This window comes from Chryseobacterium sp. Y16C, from assembly GCF_022488405.1.
Taxonomy (GTDB): domain Bacteria; phylum Bacteroidota; class Bacteroidia; order Flavobacteriales; family Weeksellaceae; genus Chryseobacterium; species Chryseobacterium geocarposphaerae.
The window spans coordinates 1734349-1760399 of the sequence record NZ_CP092711.1 but is presented as its reverse complement, the minus strand read 5'-3'; the positions used below and the strand labels follow the sequence as shown (position 1 = coordinate 1760399).

Genomic DNA, 26051 nt, shown 5'->3' with positions numbered 1-26051 from the left:
GGCTCGATAAGTTTATCTTTCTACAAATATAGTATCTCTTTTGATGATTTTTTTTACAACAATCACTTTTTGGGAAGTTTCTTTTATGGTGTCTTTAAGAAGTATTTTTTGTGTTTTTCCTTTGTTTTTAATACTTTTTTCCTCGGTACTATCAAGGTTTTCTGATGCATCCTGATTCGTTTTTATGGAAGAGTTAATTATATTTATTGATACATTGCTTTCAGAAGCGGGTTTCACTTTTGAATATTGGCTTCTGGATATTTCGTTATTTTTTCTTTGTGTTGAATCCTGAGGAATTGATTGTTTCTGGAAAAAGAAATGACTTTTTGTATTAAATAAAAATAAAGAGGAAAGAATAATGATTATGCAAGTTGAAGCAATGACTACCTTCTTTTTCAGACTTGATTGATAAGGATGAAATGCGAAGGTTTTGATTGTAATATTTTCAGGAATTTCTAATTTTTTAGAGGTTGCAATTTGAAAATCTGAAAATTTACTCCTAAAGGTTTGTGCCCACAATAATCCTCCCAATCCTAAAATAACAAGCAGTTGTGCTGTTTTATTTTTAGGAGTATTGTGATTGATTATATTGTTGAGTAAATACGTTTGAATAGATTTCTTCGCCCGCAAAAGGTGAGACTTCGAAGTGTTTATCGTAATTCCTAATAAACCGGCAATTTCTGCATGAGAATGGTTTTCAATAAAGTATAAATTGAAAACAGATTTATGGTGAGGTGGAAGATTGTCTATAGATGACAATAATTCTTCATTCGAGAAATCATAAATGAAGATGTTTTTCTCTTCCCGGGAATGATGTTCCATTTCTGAGTATGTATCTGGAATTTCTAAAGCTTCGGTATTCACAAAATTATCTTTGCTGAATTTTCTTAGGTACTGTAAAGAATTGTTGATCACAATTTTTTTTAGCCAGCCAAAAAGAGCTTTTTCATCATGAAGCTGATGGTCTTTCTGCATGGCAGTAATGAAGCTATCCTGTATGATATCTTCCGCAATGTAAATATCCTGGATATATCTGCGACAAATCCCCAAAAGTTTTGGGGAATAGTCGAGATAGATTTTTTGCCAGTCAGTTTTTATTTTTGCCATTCATTTAATTTTCTACAACGTACACTGCATTGAAGGTTCCAGTGAAATTTTGAGAACTGTTTTGTGTACTCGTAATCGTTTGGGCTTCCACACCATTTACATATACTTTTCCGGTATAAGTGCCATTAGAAACACTATATTTAATCATATAAATATTATTATTGAGCACAAACATATTTTGAATATTAGTTAGAGATGAAAAATTGGTAGAAATTAAAGTATTGTTTTTGTAATAATTATTTCCTAATTCATAAGTGTAGAGATCGTTCGATGCTTTATCGGTTACTAAATGACCAAGAGCCCCTACTGGGTTTATATTATTTCCAATATATATATCTGAATTGGTGAAAATGTTTTTGGAGTAATATTGGACGCCGTTTTTAAGATATAAAAGATGAAGTCCGTTATTATTTTTTGCAAAATTATATACCTCATTGGATTGGCCCAGAGAACTGAAGGTTAAATTTTTAAAATATCCTCTGTCTGTATTTTGATTATTGTCGGTAATTCTAGCAGATACATAAACATCTGTACCTGTCGTTGAATTTACTGCAGCAATGCCTTTTACTGTAGGGATATACTGACTTTTCTGAAGAATGTTTTTAGCATCATTTTTCCAGTAGCAAAGTTCATATTTCTCTAGTGGGTTAACTGCGTTAGGGTTTTCCACATAACCTGCAAAATAGACATCACCTTCATATACTGTAAAGGCTGTAATATCGCTTAGTCCGGAAGCGGGAAGATGAAGGTATTGTTTAACCTCATATCTCGTTCCGTTTTTCCAGAAAAAATGGATAGGCATAATTGCTGTAGGGGTTGAACCTTTAGATCCTGTTACATATACATTGCTGTTTTGAACAATTATTTCCAAAGGTGTTATATCTTCTCCATTCGTAAGTTCTGTTTTTAAAGTGTTTTTCCAATAACTGGCTTTGTTGTTTTCTTTACCTGCGACATATACATCATAAGATGGTGTAAGTGTTTTGGCAACTTCGTCATTCATTATGCTTGCGTTATTGGTACAAGAATTAAAAATGCATAAAGCAAAGACAAGAAAAGGGGATAATAGTTTTTTCATATAAATAGATTTTTAATTTCTATATATAAGATGCAGAAAAATAAAAAGGTTGCAGCAAGTATATAAAAAAAGACTCAATATTTTGAGTCTTTATGTATTTTGTTTGAAATTTCTTATCTGCTGATAATATTATTCGTCATTGTAGTGTGGCTTATCAATTGGCCTTTTTCATCACGAATTTCAATTTCAGAAACATGCATTGTTCTTCCTTTTCGGATAAAGCGGGCAACAGCTGTTACGATACCGTCTTTTTTGCTTCTTAAATGATTGGTATTAATATTTGTGCCTACGCCATAATATTTTTCTCCGTCAATGAAGATATTCGACAGGCTAGAACCCATTGTTTCAGCCAGCACGCAGCTTGCTCCACCGTGCATAATTCCGAAAGGCTGATGTATTCTTGGCAAAACGGGCATGATTGCCGTTAATGTTTCATTTTCAAGATCAATATCGGTGAATTTTATTTCGAGTGTTTTGGCAAATGTTTCGCCTCCCCAGTTATTGATGAATGCTAGTATTTCTTCTTTAGTTTTATCTTTTATGTACATTTTTCTGAGTATTTTTTTAGTAAAAAGTAAAAAGTAAAAAGTAAAAAGTAAAAAGTAAAAAGTAAAAAGTAATTTTGCTTCTAACTTCTAACTTCTAACTTCTAACTTCTAACTTCTAACTTCTAACTTCTAACTTCTAACTTCTAACTTCTAACTTCTAACTTCTGATTCATTTCCCATAATATTCGGATTCCAGTTGGCAGGAATTTTCGGCACTATATCATTTTTAATATAATAATTCTGGATTTCTTCCATAATATCAGTAAAAGGAGTTGAAGCAATTCTCTCATAAGGAATCGTGTAACCCAGATAAATTATTTTTCTTTTAAAATCTCCTGCTGCTAAAACGATAGGGACTTTTGCCGCCAAAGCCATATGGTAGAAGCCTTTTCTCCATTTTGGAACCCAGCTTCTTGTACCTTCCGGGGTGATTACCAGACTGAAATCTTCTTCTGCAAATTGTTTGGCCACGAAATTTATCAGATCATTCTTTTGACTTCTGTCAATACCAATTCCTCCCAGCCCCTTTACCAATCCGCCATACCATGCTTTTGTATGAGCATCTTTAATGATTACTTTTAAAGGCTTTTCCAATGACCAATAGGCAAGATTTCCCAGGATATATTCCATATTGTGGGTATGGGGTGCAACCACCAGAATACATCTGTTCAGGCTGTTTACATCACCTTGTAAGACAACTTTCCAACCCATTAGTTTTAACATCAGTTTGCCAATCAGCTTTCTCATATCGTTTGAATTAAAAACAAAAAAGTATAACCAAAGTGGTTATACTTTACAAATATATTGAAATATTATCGCTCTTAAAATAAACTGCTGATTAAATCAACGATTTTCATTACAATTTCTAGTGCCAGTTGTACCATGATTATTGATATTTTATTGAGTGTTTTGGTTATGATTTTTTGTTATACAAATGTAAAGATTTTTATTTACATAGAAAACTAAATATTTATATTTTTTATTTGCTGTGAGAGAAGAAGAGTGTGAATTTCAAACGGTTGTGTTATTCATTCACACCTTCTGCCACTCTCTGCAGTTAATTATTTAGTTTGTATGGAAATTTCGTTTTTACCTTCGTTTACTTTGATGTCCAGATTACCTCCTTTCATCTTCTTGATGCTGTTTTTCATAGAATCAATTACTTTGTCAGCCTGGTTGCTCGGTACTTTTTTACCGTTTACAATGATGCTGTCTTCATCATCAGAATTATATTCAATGGTAGAGCCGTTTACAGTAATCTTGTTTTTTTCAATCTTGATGTTTCCGTCTTCGTCTTTTTCCTGATCGTTATCATTGATTCCGTCTGCATTTAAGTCTCCATCAAAGTTGATAAGATCATGTTTTGCAGGAAGTACAATGGTTTTCAAAGGAACTACCAATTCATAATCGATGCTGTAATCTCTGAATCTGTGTTCATAAGGATATTTTACAAAGTTGGGAAGAACGATTCTGTTATTAATCACCTCTACCGGAACACTTACATTTAATGGAAGATTATATCCTTTAGCTTCTTTTTTAATAATCAAATATGGAGTTTTGATATCTGCTTTTCTTGTTACATCCACATGAATCCAGTCTTTTTTGAATACAGAGATTTTATCGGAATAAAGATCGTTATCGTATCCTTTGAAATTTTGAGGAATAGTCACTTGCTTTACATCTACATAAATGCTGTCTGATTGTGTGTTGATAGCAACTTCTTCAGTGTCTTCCTTATGACCTTTCAGGAACATTTCCTGTCTTGCCATGCTAACTCCGAAATAAGTTCCTAAGGATATCAATGCAAGGAATAATGCTCCGATTACCCATCCTGTGTTTCTTAATTTCGTTTTAGGAGAAATTAATTTGATACTTAATAACCCGAAGATCATTGCAGGAATCAAGCTTCCTAAGGTGATCAATGCCATGATGATGTATTTCATACTGTCATTGTCAAAATAGAAATTCATTTCGCTGACAGGAGGGAAGTCGCTGTCTGCTCCCATGAAACCGAATACTACAAATACCCCGATCAAGCAAGATAAAGACATGAATGCGAAGATTCCACCTAAGATATAACGGAATACATTCCAAAGTCCGCTTCCGGCGTTATTGATATAAGGTTTGTTCTCGTTATAGATTTCTCCGACCCTCTGAGTAGATTCGTTGGCAAACTGTACCAATTTATTAGACTCATTCTTAAGATTGTCGAAGTTCATAGGCTTTCCCTTCATTTTCAGGAAATCTGCTGCTGTCTCAGCTTTTGGTAATACCGCCCAAAGGATTACGTAAAGTAAGAAAACAAGGGTTGAAGAAACGGCCGCTGTGAAAATTCCTAAGATGAAAATTCCTAACCAGATCGCTCTCATTGCTGTAATGTCCATTCCTACATAATGAGCCAAACCTGCACAAACACCTGCTATTTTTTGTCTTTCAGGGTCACGGAACAATTGTTTTTTATCCGTATATTCAGTTCCTGATGAGTATGCTTTTTTTGTGTTTTTTTCAGAATAATAAGCTTCTTCCTGTTCTTCGATTTTTTCTGGAGATCCGATCTGAGCAATTACTTTTTCTACATCAGTATCATTAATTACTTCACGTTTTCCTAAAGAATCTCTGAAGATTTCTACCATTCTGATTTCTATGTCATGCATTACCTCATCAGCTTCCGAAGCATCCAGCGAGCTTCTCAGTGCATTCAGGTAATCGCTAAGCTTTATATATGCGTGTTCTTCTATGGTAAAAGAAAAACCTGCGAGTCCTATTGAGAGTGTCTTGTTCATAGCTTTGTTTTTTAATTTTTTTGAGTGATTTGGTTTACGGAATCTGTTAGTTCATTCCAGGTATTTTGAAGTTCATCTAAAAATAATTTACCTTTTTCGGTGATTTGGTAATATTTTCTCGGAGGTCCTCCTGTAGATTCTTCCCATCTGTATGAAAGGAACTCGCCGTTTTTTAATCTTGTTAAAAGAGGATAGAGTGTTCCTTCTACTACATCCAGTTTTCCTTTTTTCAGTTCATCTATTAGGTCGGAAACATACATTTCACGATGATTGATGAGACTTAAAATACAGAATTCCAGAATTCCTTTTCGCATTTGCGCTTTGGTATTTTCAGTATTCATCTTTAATAAGTTTTGTTAATTAGTTATATAATTTTCGAAGTTCGGAACCTAGCTAGCTGATCCTATTTCGATTTTACATTACAAAGATATGTAAATAAAATGGTATTATGCAATACAAAGTAGTGTAATTTTTTAATTTAATCATTTAATATATTGATAATCAATAAAATAAATTTTTATTGATTTTTGTCTTAACTTTATTTAAGCCTTGAAATTTTCCAAAAATTTTAAATTTTCGTATTTTTAGGTCAGAAATTTTGATCGACATTTTATAAATGAATTCAAAATATGATCATGTAAATAACAATAAAGAATGAAAATACAGAAGGAGATTGATTTTATCCTGGCAGTAGATGCCTTGAAAAATGTACAAAGAAGAAATTATAACGCAGATGATACCAGAAGAGAAAATACGGCGGAACATTCATGGCAAATTATTATTTTAGCTCAGATTCTTTTTCCTTATGCGAAAAACAGAGCGGATATTGATTTGTTAAGAGTCATAAGAATGCTTTCCATCCACGATCTGGTGGAAATTGAAGCAGGAGATACCTTTTTATTTGATGAAGCTGCAATGGTAGGGAAATTTGAAAGAGAGAAAATTTCTGCTCAAAAGATTTTTGGGATTTTAGATGAACCTTTGCGTACGGAATTCTTTAATTTGTGGCTCGAATTTGAGGAAGAAAAAACTCCGGATGCCATTTTTGCCTGTGCCATCGATAGAATCATGCCTTTCATCCTGAATTCCCATACTTCAGGAAAAAGCTGGACGGAAGCCGGAGTAACGGAAAAACAAATCAGAAATATGTTGGAGAATGCCATTGTAAGAGCTTCCGATGAAATGGGAGAGGCTTTCCATCATTTATTGAACCTTAGCCTTGAATCTGAGAAGGTGTTGAGGTGATTTGTAAAATGGATGTTTAAAAACTTTCGAAGAATAAAAAGTTTCGGCGGGCAAAGCCCGCCGAAACTCATAATAAACATGCTGAAAATATAGGGTTGCGGCGACCGCAGGTCGCCGCAACCTTTTTTATAATATTGAGATTGGTTTCTTAAATTCATCTATAGCTACAAAAGTAAAATCCCCTACAATAGCTCTTTCTCTTTCATAGGAATACATCTGTTCCGTATAGATTTCAACATTGACCTTCATACTTGTTTTTCCGACATGAGAAACTTTTCCGATCAGTTCTACAATCGTTCCTGCAGGAATAGACCTTTTAAAATCAATTTTATCACTGCTTACCGTTACCACACGTTTTCTTGCAAATCGTGTAGCTGCAATAAAAGCCACTTCATCCATCAGCTGCATCGCTGTACCTCCGAAAAGCGTATCGTAATGATTGGTTGTGTTGGGGAAAACTGCTTTGAAAATTCGTGTTTCTGATGCTTCAATTCTTTCTTCTGTAGTCATATTTCATTATTAAATTAAGGCGAAATGAAATAGATTAAAATAACAGAAGAATAGCAGGGACATAAAATATACCTGTTAAAATCCATCAGATCAATAAACTTCAGATCGCGAAAGTTTTTTGTTTAAAGAAAAAGGCAGGTCTCCTGACTTGTAACATCTCTATTTCCTTCCCATGCGGTAGCACAGTGGAATATTTTATAAAGACTTCAGTTACTTACAGTTGCGCGACAGTTCGTGATTTTCACACGATTCCCTTTTAATCAGCAGCTAAGCAGAACCAATTTCTATGATGAATAAAGTCGTTAAACTTTTTCGAAGGCAAAAATAAGAATAATTAAGAGATTATTCCGGGTTTTTGTAAATAATCTGACTAATTGCCGCTCCCTGTTTGATAGACCAGAAGGTGACATAACGGTTTTCTCCGGAACCATTAATCATATATAAGAAGATATGATCCTGATCTAAAGCGGTGACTCCTACATTATCAAAATCCATCGTAGGTTGAAACAGATTTTTGATGGCATCCCTTACAAAAACGGAGCCTCTTCCCGGTTGCTGTACACGGATAGACTTTATTTCAGTCATCCCTTCAGGAAGTTCTTTACCGATTCCCCAGGTTTTCTGTTTATCAATTTTAATGATATTTCCTTCAGCATCTTTTTCCTGTTTCTTAATGTGAGCATAAGAAGGATAAATGTCAATAATAACTTTGGTTCTTTGGTTTCCGGGTATTTTAGGATTGGTATCGTCCGTGAAAATTAAAGATTTCCCGTTTTTAGATTTAGAAGGAGTGAATTTAGGTAACTGGTCTACAAAAACAATACGGTTTTTATTTACCATTCCTTCCTTGGTAATGCTGTCGTATCTTACGAAAGGTTTGTCTGTATCATCTTTTTCTGGATATTTGATCCAGATCCATTCTGTTTCACCCGGAGCAGGTTTTACATAGACAAATACATCACCGGTTTTCATACGGATTTTATCAACGATTTTCCGATAATCATCTTTATGAACTCGCACCATTGCATAGCCTTCTTCTGCTTTTACCACTCCGAAAGGAACTTTATTCTGAGCCCTTACAGAAGCCAAAGAAAAAAGACTGAAAATAGATATATAAAATGCTTTGTTCAGAGAAATCATCTTGAAAATTTTTTGATAGTTCAAATATATAAATTAAATGTTTTTCGGAAGATAATTATAGCGTTGCAATTCTTTTAAATCTTTAATAGGTTTTAAATGAGAATCTGAAAGCAGATAAATTTCATCCGAAATATCCAATACTTCCTGATATCGGTGATCTGAAATGATTATTCCTTTCTCTTTGGATTGCTCTTTGATGAGTTTTTGCACTTCGCTTGTCATTTTCGGAGAAAGTCCGTTGAAGGGCTCATCCAGTAAAATGAATTTTGACTCGGAGAAAATAATCAGTAAGGCTTCAACAATTTTCTTCTCACCTCCGGAAAGATTTCTTGAAGTCTCATTCAATAAGGGTTTTATTAAATCCAACTCAGTTAGCTTTTCTGAGTTTTCTTTATTGCAGAAAATTGGAATCAAATTTTTAATCTTGATACCTTTTGGAAGGAAAAAATGTTGTGGCAAATAGGCAATCTTATTTTTTCTGCCCCACTGATTTTGGAGAACTTTATCATCAACTCTTATATATTGATGATCCCCTTTTATTGTTCCAAAGATTATATTGAGTAAAGTAGATTTCCCGGAGCCATTTCTTCCTAAAATTCCAACTATTTTTCCTGTTTCACAAGCAAGATAAATGTCTCTTAAGATTATATTTCCGTTAAAAGATTTTGTGAGACTGTCTATATGTAGTTTACTCATAAAATTGGCAACCTATATTTATAATTAGACTTGCTATAACTGTAATCCCCCAAAGAAATAATCTTGAAAATCCGAAATTAGCATAAAAGTAATATTCATCTTTTAACCTTAATTCATATATCAAAAAATGGAATGCCGGTAAAAAGAGCAGAAAGCATAATCCAAAATTACCGAGCGTGAAACCAAGCTGTGTATTTATGAGCAAAGAAAATAGGACAGCAGGAATTAATAATTTAAAATAGAAAATCCATAAAATCTTTAGACTTTTGACCATTTTTGATTTTTATCATTCAAATATATAAATTAGATATTTCATAGAAACAACACTTTTTGCTTTGAAAACCATTACTTAAATTTTTCAAACTCTGATTCTGATCCGTTTCAAATTATTTATTTTGTTGTAAAAAACTTATTTTTGACCACAATTAATCATGAAGAAAGTAAGTTCAACATTACTTTTCATAACTCATTAACAATGAAAAATATATTTTCACTTTTGACATTTTTGCTTTCACTTGTAATAACGGCACAAACGGCTCCTGCTATTCAATGGCAGAAGACCCTTGGAGGAAGCAATTGGGATCAGGGAGCTTCAGTATGTCAAACTACAGATGGAGGTTCTGTTGTAGCGGGCTATTCTCCTTCAACGGACGGTAATGTGACAGGAAATCACGGCGGAGGTGATTATTGGGTAGTGAAATTGGATAACAGTGGAAATATCCAGTGGCAGAAATCATTAGGAGGAAGTGGTTATGATTATCCTTATTCTATACAGCAGTCTTCAGATGGAGGGTATATTGTCGCCGGAAGGACTGATTCAAATGACGGTGATGTAACCGGATATCATGGAAGTGTTTATTCTGATTTTTGGATTGTTAAACTAGATATTAACGGAAATATTCAATGGCAAAAAGCAATTGGAGGAAATGGTGAGGATGTAGCATATTCAATCAAGCAAACTTCAGACGGAGGCTATATCGTAGCAGGTGAGTCATCTTCTATGGATGGGGATGCTGTTGGTCATTTGCCTTATAATAATACAGATCTCTGGATTGTAAAAATTAACAGTACAGGTAACATCCAGTGGCAAAAATCATTTGGTGGTTATAATTCAGAACTGGCTTTTGATGCCAAACAAACTTCTGATGGCGGATATATTGTTGCAGGAGCTACAGATTCTAACAGTGGTGATGTAACGCAGCTCTATGGTGAATATGACTATTGGGTGCTAAAACTGGATAGTACAGGGAATTTACAATGGCAGAAAACATTCGGGGGAAGTGGTACTGATAATGCACAATCTGTAATACAAACATCAGACGGGGGATATATGGTTGCAGGACTTTCAAGGTCGGGGAATGGCCTTGTACATGATCACTACGGAAATTTATTTACTAATGATGCCTGGATCATCAAGCTGGACGGAAACGGCAATATTATATGGAAGAAATCTAAGGGAGGAACAGGTAATGATGTTGCTACTTTTATTAAAGAAATGCCGGATGGAGGATATGTATTTGCCGGATATTCTTCATCGGATGATGGAGATGCAGCAGGAAATCCTGCAGGTTCAGCAAACTTTTGGATTGTAAAAATTAATAATAACGGAAATGTAATCTGGCAAAAATCAATGGGTGGCAGTTTAGGTGATTTCGGACAGTCAATGAGCCAGACATCCGATGGAGGCTTTATCATGACGGGATATTCATATTCTAACGACGGTGATGTCTCTCTTCATTACGGAATTCCAACCTATCCGGATTTCTGGGTGGTTAAATTAGGACCTGAAGTTTTATCAACAAATGAAACCAAATTCGAAAGCTTTAGTATTTTCCCCAATCCTGTTGCTGACATTCTAAATATTTCAGGAATTACCTCCGATTCAGGTTTTGAAATTTACAATGCAGCCGGGCAAAAATTAACTGAAGGAAAAATTAAAAATAAAACAATAAATGTAAGCCATTTGCTAAAAGGAGTTTATTTTATTCAGATAAAAGAAAATGAAAACGCAGTGAAACTAAAATTCATTAAAAAATAACAAAGAGAGCGCCGGTTATGACGCTCTCTTTATATATTGAATTGATTTTTTAATCGTTTCTAAGCTTTGCTTTCACATGATTATTTCGGATGGTGTTTCTAAGTTCTGAAATCTGATCATTTGTGAAATATTTCTTTGGAACCATATTCATCACATGAGCACTTTGGTAAATTAAAAACCATTCTTTGTTTTCCTTAACCTTATAAACCGTATCCCAGCCGAATTCTCCCTCAAAAGTTTCTCCTTTATTCAGAATATTCTCATCAGTAAATGTATAAGAAATATTTTCCTGAATTTTCTTATTGGAATAAAAAGCATTTTTTAAACGGAAATACGAACGGATAATAATAAAAATAAATACAAAAAGAAACCATATTGAAGCGGATCTTAACATATCTCTTTCATTGCTTTCTTCCATGAATAGCCTTACAACAAGAAAGATCAAAGCTAATAATGGAAAAACAAGAATCCTTGTCAATGAATTTTTCACATTGAACATCAGGAAATCTTTAAAAGTGATATGCGTATTTACCGTTATCATTTCTCATTAGATCCTTTCCAGTTCATCGGCATCAATTGTGGTCTTGAAAGTTCCGTAATTCACAATCACCTTGTTTCTGGAGATCTTTTCAATCGTTCCTACACTTGTGCTTCCCGAAATACGAACACGCTGCCCGACTTTCATCCAAAGAGCACGGTCGGTTTTACGTTTTTCTTCAAGCTTTTCGTTAGTTTCAGTGATTTTTTCTATAACTTCTTCTTTCTTCAATTGTTGCGTGATTTTCCTTTTCACTACCTGAAGTCTCTTACTTTCATCTTTATCTGCCCCAATTTTCCTGAACTTTTCCTGTTCCAGAATCTTCACAAAATCCTTCACCACATCTTTCCTCGATTTTCCTTTTACATAGCTGTCGATAAAGGCCTCAATCTTGTTTCCGAATTGCAATTTACGGTGTTCTTCCTCATATAATTTCTGGAAATTGTACAACTTCTGCTGAAGCTGTTCATTCAGTTTTTGCAGGTTGTCACGTTTGTCTTCTACAGATTCTTTTCTTTCCGCAAGATCAGATTTCAATTTTTCAACTTCAAACTTTTCCTGCTGAAGCTTAACAATCGTTTTGTCCAGATTTACGATGTCATGTTCTACTTTTTTCTTCGCAGAATGAATGATGAATCTTGGAATTTTATTCTTTTCCGCAACCTCAAAAGTAAATGAACTTCCGGCTTGTCCCACTTCCAGTTTGTACATCGGTTCCAGTGTTTCCTCATTAAACAGCATCGCTGCATTCTGAGCATTCGGAAGCTGTTCCACAACCAGCTTGATGTTGGTATAATGGGTTGTAATGATCGCAAAACTTTTTTTATCGTAGAAGAATTCCAGGAAACTTTCCGCCAAAGCGCCACCCAATTCAGGATCGGAACCCGTTCCAAACTCGTCAATCAATAAAAGAGTATTGGCATCCGCTTCACGAATGATCCCCGACATTTTCTTCAGTCTTGATGAATACGTCGAAAGATGATTTTCAATGGATTGATTATCACCAATATCGGTCATTATTTTATCGAAGAAAAACATTTCGGACTTCGGGTGTGTCGGAACCAGAATTCCACTCTGGATCATCAATTGAAGCAAACCAACGGTTTTCAACGTAATCGATTTTCCTCCCGCATTCGGTCCGGAAATACAGATTATTCTGTTATGATCCGTTAAAGTCAGGGTTTGAGGAAAAATAGTTTTGTTCTCTGCTTTGTTTCTTAAAAACAGCAAAGGATGAAAAGCTTCTCTTAATCGTAAGGTTTTATGACGGTTGATTTTCGGTAAAACTCCGTTGATGAGTTCAGCAAATTTAGCTTTAGCCCTTGTTAAATCAAGATCGAAAATATACTTCTGATATCTCCAAAGCTGAGGTTGGAATTCCGCCAGCTCGGCTGTTAATTTCCTAAGGATTTTGTCGATTTCCTTTTTCTCTTCTTCTTTGCTTTCTTTAAGCTTAAAATGATGTTTTACTACAGAATCCGGCTGCATATAGGTGATAGAACCCGTTTTTGAAAGTCCTAAAACTCTTCCCGCAACTCTTTTCTTATAGGCAGATTTTACTGCCAAAACTCTCTGGTCATCAATGATCGTCTCGCGGATGTCATCCAAAAAGTCACTCTGTCCATAGTTGAACAAAGCTTTGTTGAAATTTTCCTGAATTGCTTTTTTGGCAACCTGTATTTCAGCTCTCAAAGCTTTTAAAATGGGCGAAGCTTCACTTTTTACTTCACCAAAACGGTTAAAAACTTTATCAACTTTATCAATAATTTCTTTTTTGAATTCCAACACAGAAACATCCTGAATCAAAGTAGGAAAGGTTTCGGGCATGGTTGGGAAGAACTTCTGCAGTTTCCCGATCTGTTCCGTGATGGTTTTGATTTTGATGAAAGCGCTGTTTTCCAAACGGTAATTTTCGATCAGCATGAGTTTCAGCTCACTTTCAATATCTTCATATTCATCAAAAGGAATTGCATTTGAACTTTCAAAACTCGATAAATATTCGGAAGTTTTTTTCAAAGAAAGTTCTGCCTCGTCTATTTCCATTGGACGAAGTTGAAGAATTTTTTCTCTTGTTTTCGGAGAATACGCAAAGGGAGAAATTTCCGCGAGCAATTGCGGAAACTCTAATTCGTTTAAATCTTCTTTATTTATATACACACTGCAAATTTAGTGAGAAAATGTGATTATTATGTATATTTGAGATATTTACAAAATTTATGATTGAAACAGAGCGATTACAGTTAAAAGAAATCAACGAAAATCACGTTGAAGATATTTTTAAAATACGAAGTAATGAAGTCATCAATCAATATGTGCAGAGAAATTCTCCGAAAAATAATTACGATGCGCTTCAGTTTATTTTAACCATTAAAGAAAGAACTAAGGATGATCAATCCTTTTATTGGGGTATTTCGCTTAAAAATGAATCGAGTTTAATCGGAACAATTTGCCTGTATAATTTTTCTGAAGATCGGAAAGTAGCTGAAGTTGGCTACGAACTATTGCCCGATTATCACAGACAGGGAATAATGTCCGAAGCGTTGAAAGCAGTTTTAGATTTTGCTTTTGATGATTTATATTTGCAGGAGATGGTTGCTATGACCAATAAATTCAATGAAAATTCTAAAGGCCTTCTTTTAAAATATGATTTTGTGTTAGAAGAAGGAAGGGAAGATGAGGGTTTTCCTGATAATTTGGTGTTTAGCTTGAAGAAATAAGACCCTTCTGTCATTCTGACGAAGGAAGAATCTAAATTTTTATTGTTAAATTTGGTATCTGATGAGAGATTCTTCATTCCACTTTGTTTCATTCAGAATGACAAGCGGATAGATTTGAATTTTCTATTAGTTCATTCTCAAATTTTCAAATTAAAAAATGACCTGGACAGAAATATTAGCCCCAATAAAAAGCACACCGTACTTTACCAATCTTTGGGAAAAAGTAAAACAAGAATATGCTACTACAAAAGTTTTTCCGCCAAAAAATCAAATTTTCAGAGCGTTGGAAATTACACCTTTTGACGATATTGAAGTGGTAATTATTGGGCAGGATCCCTATCATAACGATTATCAGGCAAATGGTTTGTGCTTTTCTGTTTCCGAGCAGGTTGCTGCACCACCGTCCCTTAAAAATATTTTCATTGAGCTAAAAAATGATCTGGGAGTGGTAAGAACTTCAAAAGAACTTGACGATTGGGGAAAACAGGGCGTTTTATTGTTGAATGCTACATTGACGGTTCGTGCCCATTCTCCGAATTCTCATAAAGATTTAGGCTGGGAAAAGTTTACAGATTTTATCATTAAGGAAATTTCAGATAAAAAAGAAAATGTGGTTTTCGTGTTGTGGGGCGCTTTTGCACAAAAAAAAGCCGAACTCATCGATCCGGCTAAACATTTTATTTTAAAGTCTGCGCATCCGTCTCCGTTTTCCGTTCACAGAGGATTTTTCGGAAGCAAACCTTTTTCAAAAATTAACGAATATCTGGTTTCAAAAGGAAAGAAACCTATTTCGTGGTAGGATTTTCTCCTGCTTTTTTGATGGTAATTCCGATTTTGTATTTTCCGTTGAGCGCTTTTGTTCCTTCTGCTGCTCCGGGATAAGGCTGAACATCGATTAATGAAATCGTATACCCATTGAATTCTGCTGATGTACTGTAATTTCTACCTTTGTTATCAATACTTGCAAGATTCAGAGTCATAGGACGCGTTGCAGTTCCCATTACTTCAACCTGCGCTACGGCAACTCCTTCCCAAACACAATTTATATCTTTTGGGCAACGGCTGTCTTCGGAAATTCCTTTGAAGGTAACGTTCATTTGGTATTCTTTCAGGAATTTGTTTTCGCCTTCGCTGAAATAGATGACCTCACCGTCTTTATTGATTACTTTAGTTGTTCCGTTTTCGTCAGTGTTCACTTTTGTTGAGGTTTTGGTTCTTTTTTGGGTATTGCAGTTGATTAAAAACAATAATCCTAAACAGAGTATGATGGTTTTATTAAGCATAATTTTATTTTTAAATGATATTGAGCATATCCAAAACTACAACCAAAAACATTGCCACACCTACTACGAAGCTAAAACCAGTTCCGTAAATAAATCCAACGAAAGCTCCTTTTGTGGATTTTAGGGCTTTATTCATGTCTTTACTGTCATGCAATAATTCTCCTATGAACACTCCGGCAAACATTCCGATTAAAAAGCCTAAAGGAATGGGCAAAAACATTCCCACAATGGTTCCTATCACAGATCCGATGCTTCCCCAACGTGTTCCGCCGTATTTTTTTGTGGTTTTTGCAGGAATTACATAACTCAGAACTACTGAAATGGCTGTTAAGATGCCAAAAGCCCAGATGTAGATCATCGGTAAGTCGGAATCTGTTCCGAATTTGTAAATTAATAATCCGCAGATACTCAGTAGCAATCCCGGTAAAACAGGCAGAAAGGTTCCTAAAATTCCTATGATCAATAAAATTAGACAAAGAATATTGATTAATGCTGTATCCATCTTTTTTAATTGTCTATGCAAGATATAAAAAAAAGTGGCTTTAAAGAAAAAGCCACTTCGCATGTTTACACTACGTTTATGATGAGACTAAAGATTTAAGATTACATATTGTAAAATAACACCTGCGTTTCCAATGTTTCCTGAAGCATGATTATGGAAAGCCGTATAATAGATATATCCACTTGTTGAAGATCCTGAGCAAGGTCCTACTGTTGCTCCTAACGCAACTAAATAAGGAACCAAAGCTTGAGGAACCGAAAGGCTGATCTGGATGTTTCCCGGAAGCGTAATGCAAACGGTCACAAATGTTGTTGTTGGAGCATTTCCAATCGGTATAGTTGTTGTACTTGTCGCTGTAAAATGGTTGGTTCTGATCATTAAAGCATCATTTGTAGAGGTTTCTTTCACTAAAACCTCCCAATAAGCCGGATCGTAATTGATTATTTTTTGCCAAGCCGTTAAGTCAAAATCAATATTAAGGGTATTGAATCCTAAAGCAGTAGTAAGTCCCGCATTATTTACCGTAGCACCTACCATTCCCACTGTTCCGATGTTTTTAGAACAAAGTTTTGTGTCAGGCACAAATCCTCCGGCAAGTGAGCAATTGTTAGTGTTGGTTGTTCCGCCGACTAAGTAAGCAACATCCCAGTCTGAAGCGTAAATACTTCCTCCGTTAGCAACGAAAGTGGCCAGATTGGTGTCGATTGTTGCAAAAAGTGCTGGGTTTGAAGAATAGTTACTTCTTGAGCCGCAGTTTAGAAAAATAATATCATATTGTGCAATTGTTGCCAGATTAGCAAGATCGTTATTGGTTATTTCGGTAGCTGTATAGCCTAAAGTCTGTATAATATCTTCAATCTTGTCGTAAGTTCCTTTTACGTAGGCAATTTTTGCCACCTGATTCAGCTTGGTTTGGCTTACATCAAGATTTAAAGTTTCATTATTTTTTACCGTTGCAGAAATTTCCGTACGGAAGTTACTTCCATTTCCGGTCTGTATGTAAATAGTGTGGTTTCCAACAGGGGCATCCAATGTGAATTTTCCATCTGAATCCGATGTGGTGTAGTAGATTTTATACTTGTCATCAAATGTAAAAACCGATGCCCCTCCAATAGGCTTTGTTCCGTTTTGTGACATTACTTTTCCTGAAAGTTTTCCAGTTTCTACAGTTGCAGGAGTTGTACTTTCTGAAGTTAATGGCGAATCGTCGTTTCCTGAACAATTGGTTAAAAGTGTGAATACACACAGCATAATAAGTAAGTAGTGTTTTCTCATATGTATTTGATTTTGATTTGTTTAGTTTTATTCAAATGTAAATAAATAATTAATATAAAATTGTTAAATGTTTAAATATTTTTACAATAATTAATTTATATTGCTTATTTTTAGTTAAGTTTCTATTTGTTTGTCGTTGATGTAGTGAATTTGATATTTTTAAATTATCTGAAATAAATAGTATATAATAATCAGTTTTGGGACGAAAATTGATAGAAAAATTGTAATAGAACTCAGTCTTAATTTTCCTAAATTTGCTGTGATGAATGATCAACTACAAGAAACAAGAAACTTTATACAGGATCTTAGCTATCAGCTTTATATTTATATAAGCAAGATTTCCCCTGCCGGTTTTGACTGGGTTGTTCATTTAATTGTAAAACTGGCATTACTTGTAACCTTGTTTCTGTTGGTAGATTTTATTTTAAAGCCGGTAATTAATTTTATTTTCCGCTTTTTTCAGAATGAAAAAAAATACCCGATAATTAAGTCCATTTATGAGTCCAAAGTAAGTAATTCCGTAGCACATTTTGTTGCCTTAGGAGTTGTGGCAAGTATACAGGCTTTTATATTTCCTCCAAGAGCAATCCCTATAACTAATACATTTATCATCAGATCTATTAATTTAGGGGTAGTCTTGATTTTTGCAGGAATGTTGTATCGGGGATTAACTGCGTTTAGAAATTATTTCAGCATCAAACAGGATTTTTACAAGATCATGGCACTGAATGCCATTTCAGAAACTATGAAGATTCTCGGGATTTTCATTTTTTCAATCGTAGGGATTTGTGTTATTTTTGGAATAAAAGGAACTACAATTGTAGGGAGTTTAGGGGCAATTACTGCGGTTTTGGTCTTGGTTTTCCGGGATACGATCTTGGGATTTGTGACAGGTATTCACGTAGCGACTTCTAAAAATATGAAAGTGGGTGACTGGATCGGAATTCCCAAATATAATCTGGAGGGAACCATCGAAGATATCACTCTGCTTACAACCAGAATCCAGAGCTTTGATAAAACGGTTTCCACTATTCCGACGTATGATTTGATGAGTACGGAAGTGAAAAACCTGCAGGTAATGTCTGAAAGCAATACCCGGAGAATAAAAAAGTCTATTATTTTCAATATAAAATCATTTAAGTTCTTAGATGATGAGATGTTTAATAAGCTGGTGGAAATTAATTTACTGAAAGATTATCTTCTGCAAAAGAAAGAAGAAATCAATAAACAAAGAAGTAGCCTCAGTCATGCAGAAAAACTGATTAACGGACAGCAGCTCACCAATATTGGGACTTTTAGAAAATACGCATACGAATATCTCAGACATAACAAAAATATAGATCAGGATGGAACTGTCTTGGTAAGGCAGATGGAAATTACATCGCAGGGATTACCTCTGGAAATTTACTGTTTTACCAACGATTCCAAATGGGAAAACTTTGAACAGATTCAGTCAGATATTTTTGACCATCTGCTGGTAGCTTCCAGAGAATTTGATCTGGAAGTGATGCAGGTTAATATTAAAATTTAAAATAGTAAAAATGACAAAATTAAGTGTCAATATCAATAAAATAGCGACATTAAGAAATGCCAGAGGAGGCGTAACGCCAAGTGTGACGGAAGCAGCCGTTAAAATTCAGGAATTCGGTGGGCAGGGAATTACCATTCACCCACGTCCTGATGAAAGACATATTACAAGGAAAGATGTGTATGATCTGAAGCCTCTGGTGACTACAGAGTTCAATATTGAAGGAAATCCTCATCGCCCGTTTATTGATATGGTTTTAGAGGTAAAACCGGAGCAGGTAACTTTGGTTCCGGATGCGGATGATGCAATTACGTCAAACGCAGGTTGGGATACCATAAAACATTTAGATTTTCTTACTGAAATCATTTCAGAATTTAAAAATGCCGGGATCCGTACTTCTATTTTCCTGGATCCGAATCCTAAGTTGGTAGAATATGCTGCAAAAACTGGTGCGGACAGAATAGAACTGTATACAGAAGCTTACGCAAAAAATTATACGTTAAATAAAGAACAGGCTATTAAACCTTATTACGAAACCGCAGTAGTTGCAGCTGATTATGGATTGGGTTTAAATGCGGGTCATGATTTAAGTTTAGACAATTTAAAATATTTTGCAGATCATATTCCAAATCTGTTGGAGGTTTCTATTGGCCACGCTTTGGTTTCTGAGGCATTGTATATGGGATTGGAAAATACGATTCAGGCGTATCTGAAGAGATTGGCGAAATGGACTCAGTAGATTATTGAGAGTAGAATATTTGCTAGCTTCTAACTTGATAGATAAAATTATGGAAATTTTAAATTCAAAAATATTTGGCGAAAACCTTTCGTCTACACCGCTTTTAGTGTTTCACGGGTTGTTTGGAATGCTTGATAATTGGGGGAGTTTCGGGAAAGATTTGGGAGAGTTTTTGCCAGTGCATCTTATCGATTTGAGAAATCATGGCAGGAGCTTTCACTGTGAGAATATGTCTCATGATGATCTGGCAGATGATATTGCGAATTATATGGATCACTATGGGATGGGAAAAGCTTTTGTTTTAGGTCATTCATTAGGAGGAAAGGCTGTAATGCAGTTTGCGATAAAATATCCTGAAAAAGTAGAAAAGCTTATTGTGGTTGATATTTCTCCAAAAGCGTATCCTCCACATCATCAGGGAATTATTAAAGCCTTGGAAACCGTTGATTTTAATACGGTTGGTTCAAGAAGTGAAGTAGAGGCAGTTTTAAGTCAGTATATTCCTGAAAGATCTACCATTCAGTTTCTTACCAAAAACCTGTATTGGGATGAAAATAAAAAATTGAACTGGAGGTTTAATCTTAAAACGCTTTCAGAAAAGTACAATGAGTTTGTCTCTAATGCTATAAAATATGGTGTATTTGATGGAGAAACACTTTTTATTGCAGGTGAAAAGTCTAACTATATCCTTCCTCAGGACCATTTTGCGATAAAACAACAGTTTCCTAAAGCACAGTTTGTAATCATTAAAAATGCAGCTCATTGGGTTCAGGCAGATAATCCTGTTGATTTTATGACTGTGGTTAAAGATTTTTTACAAATCCACTAATGCCTTCAAGAATTAATATTTGTTAAAATTTTCTTAAAAATTTAATTTATTCTTTAATGTGGGAAAAAAGAACTAAATTAGTTTTATTAAAAGTTTAAAAATAATCTTTTATTGTGATAAAAAATAAAATGAATTTTAAGACTTATTGATAAAAAACAAATAAATGTATAGTAGCTGTAAAATTTCTAGGAAAACATATTAACAAATTATATTTATAGGGAACTTAGCAATAAGTTTCCTTTTTTATTTTAATAATATGGGGAAAATTTCTATTATATGTTTTAAAAGTCGCAAATTTGCAATACATAATTTTTCTTCATTTTTTTATTAGAAATGAAGAATTACAATTGAAAATATTATCATAATTTAGCCAGCAATCAAGTAAAAATAACTGATGGTTTTTGTAACGGGGGCAACCGGAATTTTAGGCAGAATAATCGTTTTGGAACTTCTTAAAAAAGGAAAAAATATACGTGCTTCTAAAAGACCGGCAAGCAATTTAAATGAAGTAAAACATTCGTATAGCTATTATACGGAAAATCCTGATGATTTCTTTAACAGGATTGAATGGGTAGATGTAGATTTTGATGACATCCATTCGCTTCAGAATGCATTGAAAGATGTGGAGGAAGTATATCACTGCGCTGCAAAGGTAAGCTTTCATCCCAGAGATGAAAAAGAAATGTATCATACGAATGTAAAAGGTACGGAAAACCTGTTATATGCTTGTGACGGTTCGGACGTGAAAAAGTTTCTTCATGTAAGTTCCATTGCAGTACTGGATAATTTTAACGAAAAAGGAGAGTTAGACGAAACATCAGACTTTAATCCTAAAGAAGAACATTCTGCCTATGCAATTTCAAAGCACCTTTCCGAAATGGAAGTCTGGAGAGCTTCGGCAGAAGGATTAAACACAATCATCATCAATCCCGGGATGATTATAGGAAGTGGAAACTGGGGAAACAGCAGTGGAGATATTTTCCCAACTTTTGAGAAAAACAGCTTTACTTTTTCCGGTGGAACAAGTTATGTAGACGTAAGAGATGTTGCTGAAATTTCTGTAGAACTGATGGAGAAGAATATTTTCGGGGAAAGGTTTGTTATTATTTCTGAAAATAGAAAATACGCTGAACTGGGCTGTCAGATCAGATCAAAACTAGGGTTGAAGGAAGCCAAAATCCTTTCGAAATTTCAATTAAACATAGGCTGGTTAGCCAATATATTTTTCGGATGGCTGATTCCTTCGCTGAGAATTATTACCAGATCCAATATCGAATCTATATCAGCATTGAATGTGATTTCAAACCAGAAAATTAAAGACAGGCTTGACTATCAATTTATTCCTTTATCGGAAAGTGTTGATTTTCATTTGAACAATTATATTAACGACAAAACGCTGAAGAATAAATGAATCTTGCAGAAGCAATTATCCATAAAAATATAGAGAAACATGCTATAAAAGCTGCTATTGGCTTCAAAAAGAAGGAAGCCGCATGGAAAGAATTAAGCTGGAAAAAATTTAGTGAAATTATCTATAAAACGGCAAATGCACTTAAAGAAGCGGGAATTCAGGAGCATGATAAAGTAGCGATCTATTCTGATAATTCTTCTGAATGGATGATTTTTGATCTTGCAGCAATGTCAATAGGTGCCATTACGGTTCCGATTTATTCAACCAATAATGCAGAACAGGCAGAGTATATCATTAAAGATTCCGATTCAAAAGTCATTTTGGTCGGCAACCAGGCTCAGTATGATGCTTGCTTAGAGCTTTTGCAAAAGGACGACAACCGGCTTCAAACCATTATTATTTCTAAAAAAGCAGTCTGGATCAAAAAAGAACTCAGCAGTTTTTATCTGGAGGACTTTATTGCTAAATCTTCTCCAAAATTTGAATTTTGTAAAAAAGAGGAAGGAGATGTTGCCACTTTAATTTATACTTCAGGAACAACAGGAACTCCAAAAGGCGTAATGTTAACACACGGAAACTTCATTAAAGCCTTCGATGCTCATTTTGAATTTTTTAAATTTAAAAACTTTGAAGAAGAACTTTCGCTGGCATTTTTACCGTTAAGTCACGTTTTCGAAAGAAGCTGGAGCTTATTATGTTTATACGGAGGAGCTCGTGTCTATTTCCTTGAAGATCCGAAAAATATAGCCAAAGCTCTTGAAGAAGTAAAACCTACGATGATGTGTGCTGTTCCTAGATTCTTTCAAAAGATTTATGCAGGAGTACTGGAAAAGGCAGAAGAAGGTTCATCATTAAAGAAAAAAATCTTTCACTGGGCAAGAGAAATAGGATGGCAGACGGCGGAATTAAGAAGAAACGAAAAGGAAATTCCTTTCGGATTAAAAATAAAAGAAACCTTTGCGGATCTGCTTGTTTTTAGTAAAATAAAAGAAAGAATGGGAGGAAGGCTTTGGTTTTTGCCTTGTGGTGGTGCATCTTTATCACCGGAGGTAACCAAATTCTTTGAATCTGTAGGAATTCATGTTACGGTAGGGTATGGATTGACCGAAACTACGGCAACTTTAACGTTGTTTCCTTTAACTCATTTCGAGCACGGAACAAGCGGAAAAGCTTTACCGGGAGTAGAAATCCGTATTGGTCAGGATGATGAAATCCAGGCCCGAGGAAACGGAATCATGAAAGGGTATTACAACAAACCAGAGGAAACTCAAAAGGTCTTTACCGAAGACGGATGGTTTAAAACCGGTGATGCAGGAAAAATTGATGGGAATGGAAACCTTACCATTACAGACCGATTGAAAGATCTGATGAAGACTTCCAATGGAAAATATATCGCCACACAACAGATTGAAAATTTACTAACGAATAATAATTTCGTGCAGCAAATTGTTTTAATTGCAGAAGCAAGACAGTTTGTTTCGGCATTAATTGTTCCCAACTTTGAATTTTTACAGGATTTTATTAAGAAAAATAATATTCCGTTTACGAGCTGGGAAGATGTGGTGAAGAATGAAAAAGTACTTCATTTTTACAAAGAGAAAATACAAGAATTACAGTCACATTTATCAGATTTTGAAAAAGTGAAAAAATTCACTTTAATGCCTGCAGAATTTGAAATTAACTCCGGAGAGATCACTCCTACATTGAAAATAAAAAGAAATGTAGTGTTAAAGAAATATGCGGATGTGATTGAGAAAATGTATTAAAAGAACCTCAAAAATCACAAGGATTTGAGGTGGGATTAAAAATAAAGTTTATTATTTTAAACTCATGGTAACGACACAAGAATTTTTAGGAAAAAAAGATTTTATAATAAATAATCAGACGGTTTCGGAAAGTTGTCCGTCAAATATTGCCCTGATCAAATATTGGGGGAAATATGACAATCAGATTCCTGCAAACCCAAGTATAAGTTATACATTAAATCATTGTAAAACGAATACCACTCTTGAGTTTTTCGCGAATGAGCCATTTTCTGTGCAGACTTTTTTAGCAGGGAATGAAGAAATTAAGTTTGCTGAAAAAATAGAAAAATATTTCAAGAATATAGAACAGTATCTTCCTTGGATTTTGCAGGGGAAATATATCATTAGAACTGAAAATACCTTTCCTCACAGTTCTGGAATTGCAAGTTCAGCTTCAGGATTTGGAGCGATTGCTAAATGTCTGATGAAATTGGATGAAACTTTTTCAGGAAAAGATTCAGAAGAAGAATCATTAAGAAAGGCATCTTTTCTGGCAAGATTAGGAAGCGGAAGTGCTTGTAGAAGCTTATACAACGGGCTGGTCGTTTGGGGAGAATCTCAGGTAAAAGGAAGTTCTGATTTATTTGCGGTACAATATCCGAATGATGAAATTCACGATATTTTCAAAAACTTTAATGACTGGGTTTTACTGATTCATGAAGGGCAGAAAAGCGTTTCTTCTACCGTAGGACATGGTTTAATGAATACCAATCCTTATGCGGAAAGAAGATTTCAGGAGGCGAGAGAGAATTTCGTACCTATGAAAGAAATTCTGGCCAACGGAGATATGGAGAGTTTTATCAAATTGGTAGAACACGAAGCATTGACACTTCACGCGATGATGATGATGAGTGATCCTGCATTTATTCTAATGAAAACGGGAACGCTGGAAGTAATCAACAGAGTCTGGGATTTCAGAAGAATTACAGGTTTACCATTGTTTTTTACGCTTGATGCCGGTGCAAACGTACATTTACTGTTCCCAAATGATCTGGAACAAAACAAAATTGAGGATTTTATCAATCAGGAACTTTTACCATTTACCCAGAAAAATGGGGTGGTGAAGGATGTGATGAGGTTTTAAGGATAATTCAAATATAAAAAAAACGGACTTTTTAGTCCGTTTTTTTTATATAATAGGTTAATTAATCTTCTGTTACGATGGCATCACGTTGTCCGTCTTCTTTTTTACCTTCCTCGATCATTTCTTTAGCTTCAGCTTTTTCTTCCTGTGTGGCATAATCTATTCTTTCTTCCTGTTTTTTTTCCTGCTCATGATCAATAAAAAATTCACAATATACCGGAAGGTGATCTGATCCAAAATTATCTAGTGTTTTCAGGTTTTCAATAAAAATGTCTTCACTATGAAACATCAAATCAATTGGAAACCTTAGCAAACGATATTTTGCATGAAAAGTGGATACAAATGACCTTCCGATTCGGGGGTCAATGAGGTGGCTTGTTTTTCTGAAAAGAATAGATGATTTTGACCATGCCACATTGTTGAAATCTCCAACAACGATAACCGGTTTTTTTATTTCTGTCACTTTTTTTGCGGTACTTAAAAGATCCCCGTCCCTTTCTTTAGAAGTTTTTTCTTCAGTAGGACTTGGAGGGGGAGGGTGGACGCCAAAAAAAACAAAAGAAAACCCGTCTTTAGTTTTAAGATGCGCTTCAATACTGGGAATATCGTCTGCTACAAAATAATGGGTGTGTGAACTTTCTATCTTTATTTTCGAATAGAAATGCATTCCATAAGTGTTTTCTAAAGTTACCTTATGCTGATAAGGATAATTTTTTTCCAATGTTTTGAGTGCTTGTTCCCAATCTCCGTTACTTTCCATGGTAAGGAACATTTCAGGTTGATATTCTTTTACAAGCTGAATAAAACGATCATAATCTTTATTAAACTGATAAACATTTGCCGAGATAAAATGCAGTTTTTCAGATGAATGGTGTTTCCGGGAATATTTTTTAACAGGATATAGAGGTGTATATTTTACAAGAGTGGCACTATGGTGAATAAACATCACAAAAAGAAGGCATTGATAGTACCAGAATTTTTCGGATGAATGAATCGTAAATCCTAATCCTATGGTAAAAAGTATAAGAAAAGTGATTTGAATTTTCCCAAACTCAGGAACACGAAAAACCCAATGAGAATGCTGAATTTTAGGCAATAAGGTTAAGATAAGTAACAAAACAGTTAGACTCAGGTAGAATATCCACATATTTTTTAATAAGCAGATAAATGTAATTAATTTTTATAAGTTTTCAAA

At 34.6% G+C, this 26051-nt stretch carries 25 protein-coding genes and 1 riboswitch; of the genes, 10 read left to right on the top strand and 15 right to left on the bottom strand.

Going from position 1 to position 26051, the window contains the following annotated elements:
- Positions 1-12: 12 nt before the first annotated feature.
- The 6 genes from MKS83_RS07750 to MKS83_RS07725 form a co-directional block, all read right to left on the bottom strand.
- Positions 13-1107, bottom strand: a complete 1095-nt coding sequence (locus MKS83_RS07750) for an RNA polymerase sigma factor (protein ID WP_240582678.1) — start codon at positions 1105-1107, stop codon at positions 13-15.
- Positions 1108-1111: 4 nt separating this feature from the next.
- On the bottom strand, positions 1112-2185 hold the full coding sequence (locus tag MKS83_RS07745) for a hypothetical protein (protein ID WP_240582677.1): 1074 nt from the start codon (positions 2183-2185) through the stop codon (positions 1112-1114).
- Between the two features lie 113 nt (positions 2186-2298).
- Complete coding sequence (locus tag MKS83_RS07740; RefSeq protein ID WP_410679453.1) at positions 2299-2733, bottom strand: PaaI family thioesterase; 435 nt, start codon at positions 2731-2733, stop codon at positions 2299-2301.
- A 150-nt stretch (positions 2734-2883) separates the two neighbouring features.
- Positions 2884-3480 (bottom strand): 1-acyl-sn-glycerol-3-phosphate acyltransferase, encoded by a 597-nt coding sequence (locus MKS83_RS07735; protein ID WP_240582676.1) that lies wholly within the window; start codon positions 3478-3480, stop codon positions 2884-2886.
- A gap of 314 nt (positions 3481-3794) precedes the next feature.
- Complete coding sequence (locus MKS83_RS07730) at positions 3795-5516, bottom strand: PspC domain-containing protein (RefSeq protein ID WP_240582675.1); 1722 nt, start codon at positions 5514-5516, stop codon at positions 3795-3797.
- 11 nt (positions 5517-5527) lie between these two features.
- Positions 5528-5857, bottom strand: a complete 330-nt coding sequence (locus tag MKS83_RS07725; RefSeq protein WP_029295092.1) for a PadR family transcriptional regulator — start codon at positions 5855-5857, stop codon at positions 5528-5530.
- A gap of 313 nt (positions 5858-6170) precedes the next feature.
- Here MKS83_RS07725 and MKS83_RS07720 point away from each other — a divergent pair, with 313 nt between their 5' ends.
- Positions 6171-6761, top strand: coding sequence for an HD domain-containing protein (locus tag MKS83_RS07720; RefSeq protein WP_240582674.1), 591 nt, complete (start codon positions 6171-6173; stop codon positions 6759-6761).
- Positions 6762-6887: 126 nt separating this feature from the next.
- On the opposite strand, the gene MKS83_RS07715 is transcribed toward MKS83_RS07720, so the two are convergent.
- The 3 genes from MKS83_RS07715 to MKS83_RS07705 all read right to left on the bottom strand — a co-directional run bounded on the left by MKS83_RS07715 (position 6888) and on the right by MKS83_RS07705 (position 9107).
- On the bottom strand, positions 6888-7271 hold the full coding sequence (locus MKS83_RS07715) for an acyl-CoA thioesterase (protein ID WP_072952759.1): 384 nt from the start codon (positions 7269-7271) through the stop codon (positions 6888-6890).
- Between the two features lie 115 nt (positions 7272-7386).
- A riboswitch (cobalamin riboswitch) is annotated at positions 7387-7568 on the bottom strand.
- 45 nt (positions 7569-7613) lie between these two features.
- Positions 7614-8411, bottom strand: coding sequence for a hypothetical protein (locus tag MKS83_RS07710; protein WP_240582673.1), 798 nt, complete (start codon positions 8409-8411; stop codon positions 7614-7616).
- A gap of 33 nt (positions 8412-8444) precedes the next feature.
- The gene (locus MKS83_RS07705; RefSeq protein ID WP_240582672.1) at positions 8445-9107 is read right to left on the bottom strand and encodes an ATP-binding cassette domain-containing protein; all 663 of its coding nucleotides are present in this window, start codon (positions 9105-9107) and stop codon (positions 8445-8447) included.
- 475 nt (positions 9108-9582) lie between these two features.
- Between MKS83_RS07705 and MKS83_RS07700 the strand changes: the two genes are divergently transcribed.
- Positions 9583-11145 carry a T9SS type A sorting domain-containing protein gene (locus tag MKS83_RS07700; protein WP_240582671.1) on the top strand — a complete coding sequence of 521 codons (1563 nt, stop codon included), beginning with the start codon at positions 9583-9585 and terminating at the stop codon, positions 11143-11145.
- A gap of 49 nt (positions 11146-11194) precedes the next feature.
- Here the strand turns inward: MKS83_RS07700 and MKS83_RS07695 are convergent, their stop codons facing one another.
- Both MKS83_RS07695 and MKS83_RS07690 read right to left on the bottom strand, forming a co-directional pair.
- A complete protein-coding gene (locus MKS83_RS07695) occupies positions 11195-11686 on the bottom strand; it encodes a YcxB family protein (RefSeq protein ID WP_240582670.1) in 492 nt (163 codons plus the stop codon).
- A 6-nt stretch (positions 11687-11692) separates the two neighbouring features.
- Complete coding sequence (locus MKS83_RS07690; RefSeq protein WP_240582669.1) at positions 11693-13840, bottom strand: endonuclease MutS2; 2148 nt, start codon at positions 13838-13840, stop codon at positions 11693-11695.
- Between the two features lie 59 nt (positions 13841-13899).
- Between MKS83_RS07690 and MKS83_RS07685 the strand changes: the two genes are divergently transcribed.
- Both MKS83_RS07685 and MKS83_RS07680 read left to right on the top strand, forming a co-directional pair.
- Complete coding sequence (locus tag MKS83_RS07685; RefSeq protein WP_240582668.1) at positions 13900-14400, top strand: GNAT family N-acetyltransferase; 501 nt, start codon at positions 13900-13902, stop codon at positions 14398-14400.
- A gap of 157 nt (positions 14401-14557) precedes the next feature.
- The gene (locus MKS83_RS07680) at positions 14558-15199 is read left to right on the top strand and encodes a uracil-DNA glycosylase (protein WP_240582667.1); all 642 of its coding nucleotides are present in this window, start codon (positions 14558-14560) and stop codon (positions 15197-15199) included.
- On the opposite strand, the gene MKS83_RS07675 is transcribed toward MKS83_RS07680, so the two are convergent.
- From MKS83_RS07675 to MKS83_RS07665, 3 genes are all read right to left on the bottom strand, one after another.
- A complete protein-coding gene (locus MKS83_RS07675) occupies positions 15186-15683 on the bottom strand; it encodes a hypothetical protein (protein ID WP_240582666.1) in 498 nt (165 codons plus the stop codon). The genes MKS83_RS07680 and MKS83_RS07675 overlap by 14 nt on opposite strands.
- A 10-nt stretch (positions 15684-15693) precedes the next feature.
- Entirely contained in the window at positions 15694-16185 is a 492-nt protein-coding gene (locus tag MKS83_RS07670) for a DUF456 domain-containing protein (protein WP_240582665.1), read from the bottom strand.
- Positions 16186-16272: 87 nt separating this feature from the next.
- Positions 16273-17460 (bottom strand): carboxypeptidase regulatory-like domain-containing protein, encoded by a 1188-nt coding sequence (locus tag MKS83_RS07665; protein ID WP_240582664.1) that lies wholly within the window; start codon positions 17458-17460, stop codon positions 16273-16275.
- A gap of 262 nt (positions 17461-17722) precedes the next feature.
- On the opposite strand from MKS83_RS07665, the gene MKS83_RS07660 reads away from it, so the two are divergent.
- The 6 genes from MKS83_RS07660 (at position 17723) to MKS83_RS07635 (ending at position 24856) form a co-directional block, all read left to right on the top strand.
- A complete protein-coding gene (locus MKS83_RS07660) occupies positions 17723-18991 on the top strand; it encodes a mechanosensitive ion channel family protein (RefSeq protein WP_240582663.1) in 1269 nt (422 codons plus the stop codon).
- A 10-nt stretch (positions 18992-19001) separates the two neighbouring features.
- Positions 19002-19727, top strand: coding sequence for a pyridoxine 5'-phosphate synthase (locus MKS83_RS07655; protein WP_240582662.1), 726 nt, complete (start codon positions 19002-19004; stop codon positions 19725-19727).
- A gap of 49 nt (positions 19728-19776) precedes the next feature.
- On the top strand, positions 19777-20556 hold the full coding sequence (locus MKS83_RS07650) for an alpha/beta fold hydrolase (protein WP_240582661.1): 780 nt from the start codon (positions 19777-19779) through the stop codon (positions 20554-20556).
- A gap of 394 nt (positions 20557-20950) precedes the next feature.
- Complete coding sequence (locus MKS83_RS07645; RefSeq protein WP_240582660.1) at positions 20951-21967, top strand: NAD-dependent epimerase/dehydratase family protein; 1017 nt, start codon at positions 20951-20953, stop codon at positions 21965-21967.
- The gene (locus MKS83_RS07640) at positions 21964-23733 is read left to right on the top strand and encodes an AMP-dependent synthetase/ligase (protein ID WP_240582659.1); all 1770 of its coding nucleotides are present in this window, start codon (positions 21964-21966) and stop codon (positions 23731-23733) included. The genes MKS83_RS07645 and MKS83_RS07640 overlap by 4 nt, the downstream gene beginning before the upstream one ends.
- Before the next feature lie 64 nt (positions 23734-23797).
- The gene (locus MKS83_RS07635) at positions 23798-24856 is read left to right on the top strand and encodes a diphosphomevalonate/mevalonate 3,5-bisphosphate decarboxylase family protein (protein WP_240582658.1); all 1059 of its coding nucleotides are present in this window, start codon (positions 23798-23800) and stop codon (positions 24854-24856) included.
- A gap of 61 nt (positions 24857-24917) precedes the next feature.
- On the opposite strand, the gene MKS83_RS07630 is transcribed toward MKS83_RS07635, so the two are convergent.
- Positions 24918-26003, bottom strand: coding sequence for an endonuclease/exonuclease/phosphatase family protein (locus MKS83_RS07630; RefSeq protein WP_240582657.1), 1086 nt, complete (start codon positions 26001-26003; stop codon positions 24918-24920).
- Between the last annotated feature and the right edge of the window lie 48 nt (positions 26004-26051).

Excerpts from the sequence above, each read along its gene's own strand:
- MKS83_RS07750 (WP_240582678.1), bottom strand. The coding sequence starts at position 1,107 with ATGGCAAAAATAAAAACTGACTGGCAAAAAATCTATCTCGACTATTCC.
- MKS83_RS07745 (WP_240582677.1), bottom strand. The coding sequence starts at position 2,185 with ATGAAAAAACTATTATCCCCTTTTCTTGTCTTTGCTTTATGCATTTTT.
- MKS83_RS07740 (WP_410679453.1), bottom strand. The coding sequence starts at position 2,733 with ATGTACATAAAAGATAAAACTAAAGAAGAAATACTAGCATTCATCAAT.
- MKS83_RS07735 (WP_240582676.1), bottom strand. The coding sequence starts at position 3,480 with ATGAGAAAGCTGATTGGCAAACTGATGTTAAAACTAATGGGTTGGAAA.
- MKS83_RS07730 (WP_240582675.1), bottom strand. The coding sequence starts at position 5,516 with ATGAACAAGACACTCTCAATAGGACTCGCAGGTTTTTCTTTTACCATA.
- MKS83_RS07725 (WP_029295092.1), bottom strand. The coding sequence starts at position 5,857 with ATGAATACTGAAAATACCAAAGCGCAAATGCGAAAAGGAATTCTGGAA.
- MKS83_RS07720 (WP_240582674.1), top strand. The coding sequence starts at position 6,171 with ATGAAAATACAGAAGGAGATTGATTTTATCCTGGCAGTAGATGCCTTG.
- MKS83_RS07715 (WP_072952759.1), bottom strand. The coding sequence starts at position 7,271 with ATGACTACAGAAGAAAGAATTGAAGCATCAGAAACACGAATTTTCAAA.
- MKS83_RS07710 (WP_240582673.1), bottom strand. The coding sequence starts at position 8,411 with ATGATTTCTCTGAACAAAGCATTTTATATATCTATTTTCAGTCTTTTT.
- MKS83_RS07705 (WP_240582672.1), bottom strand. The coding sequence starts at position 9,107 with ATGAGTAAACTACATATAGACAGTCTCACAAAATCTTTTAACGGAAAT.
- MKS83_RS07700 (WP_240582671.1), top strand. The coding sequence starts at position 9,583 with ATGAAAAATATATTTTCACTTTTGACATTTTTGCTTTCACTTGTAATA.
- MKS83_RS07695 (WP_240582670.1), bottom strand. The coding sequence starts at position 11,686 with ATGATAACGGTAAATACGCATATCACTTTTAAAGATTTCCTGATGTTC.
- MKS83_RS07685 (WP_240582668.1), top strand. The coding sequence starts at position 13,900 with ATGATTGAAACAGAGCGATTACAGTTAAAAGAAATCAACGAAAATCAC.
- MKS83_RS07680 (WP_240582667.1), top strand. The coding sequence starts at position 14,558 with ATGACCTGGACAGAAATATTAGCCCCAATAAAAAGCACACCGTACTTT.
- MKS83_RS07675 (WP_240582666.1), bottom strand. The coding sequence starts at position 15,683 with ATGCTTAATAAAACCATCATACTCTGTTTAGGATTATTGTTTTTAATC.
- MKS83_RS07670 (WP_240582665.1), bottom strand. The coding sequence starts at position 16,185 with ATGGATACAGCATTAATCAATATTCTTTGTCTAATTTTATTGATCATA.
- MKS83_RS07665 (WP_240582664.1), bottom strand. The coding sequence starts at position 17,460 with ATGAGAAAACACTACTTACTTATTATGCTGTGTGTATTCACACTTTTA.
- MKS83_RS07660 (WP_240582663.1), top strand. The coding sequence starts at position 17,723 with ATGAATGATCAACTACAAGAAACAAGAAACTTTATACAGGATCTTAGC.
- MKS83_RS07655 (WP_240582662.1), top strand. The coding sequence starts at position 19,002 with ATGACAAAATTAAGTGTCAATATCAATAAAATAGCGACATTAAGAAAT.
- MKS83_RS07650 (WP_240582661.1), top strand. The coding sequence starts at position 19,777 with ATGGAAATTTTAAATTCAAAAATATTTGGCGAAAACCTTTCGTCTACA.
- MKS83_RS07645 (WP_240582660.1), top strand. The coding sequence starts at position 20,951 with ATGGTTTTTGTAACGGGGGCAACCGGAATTTTAGGCAGAATAATCGTT.
- MKS83_RS07640 (WP_240582659.1), top strand. The coding sequence starts at position 21,964 with ATGAATCTTGCAGAAGCAATTATCCATAAAAATATAGAGAAACATGCT.
- MKS83_RS07635 (WP_240582658.1), top strand. The coding sequence starts at position 23,798 with ATGGTAACGACACAAGAATTTTTAGGAAAAAAAGATTTTATAATAAAT.
- MKS83_RS07630 (WP_240582657.1), bottom strand. The coding sequence starts at position 26,003 with ATGTGGATATTCTACCTGAGTCTAACTGTTTTGTTACTTATCTTAACC.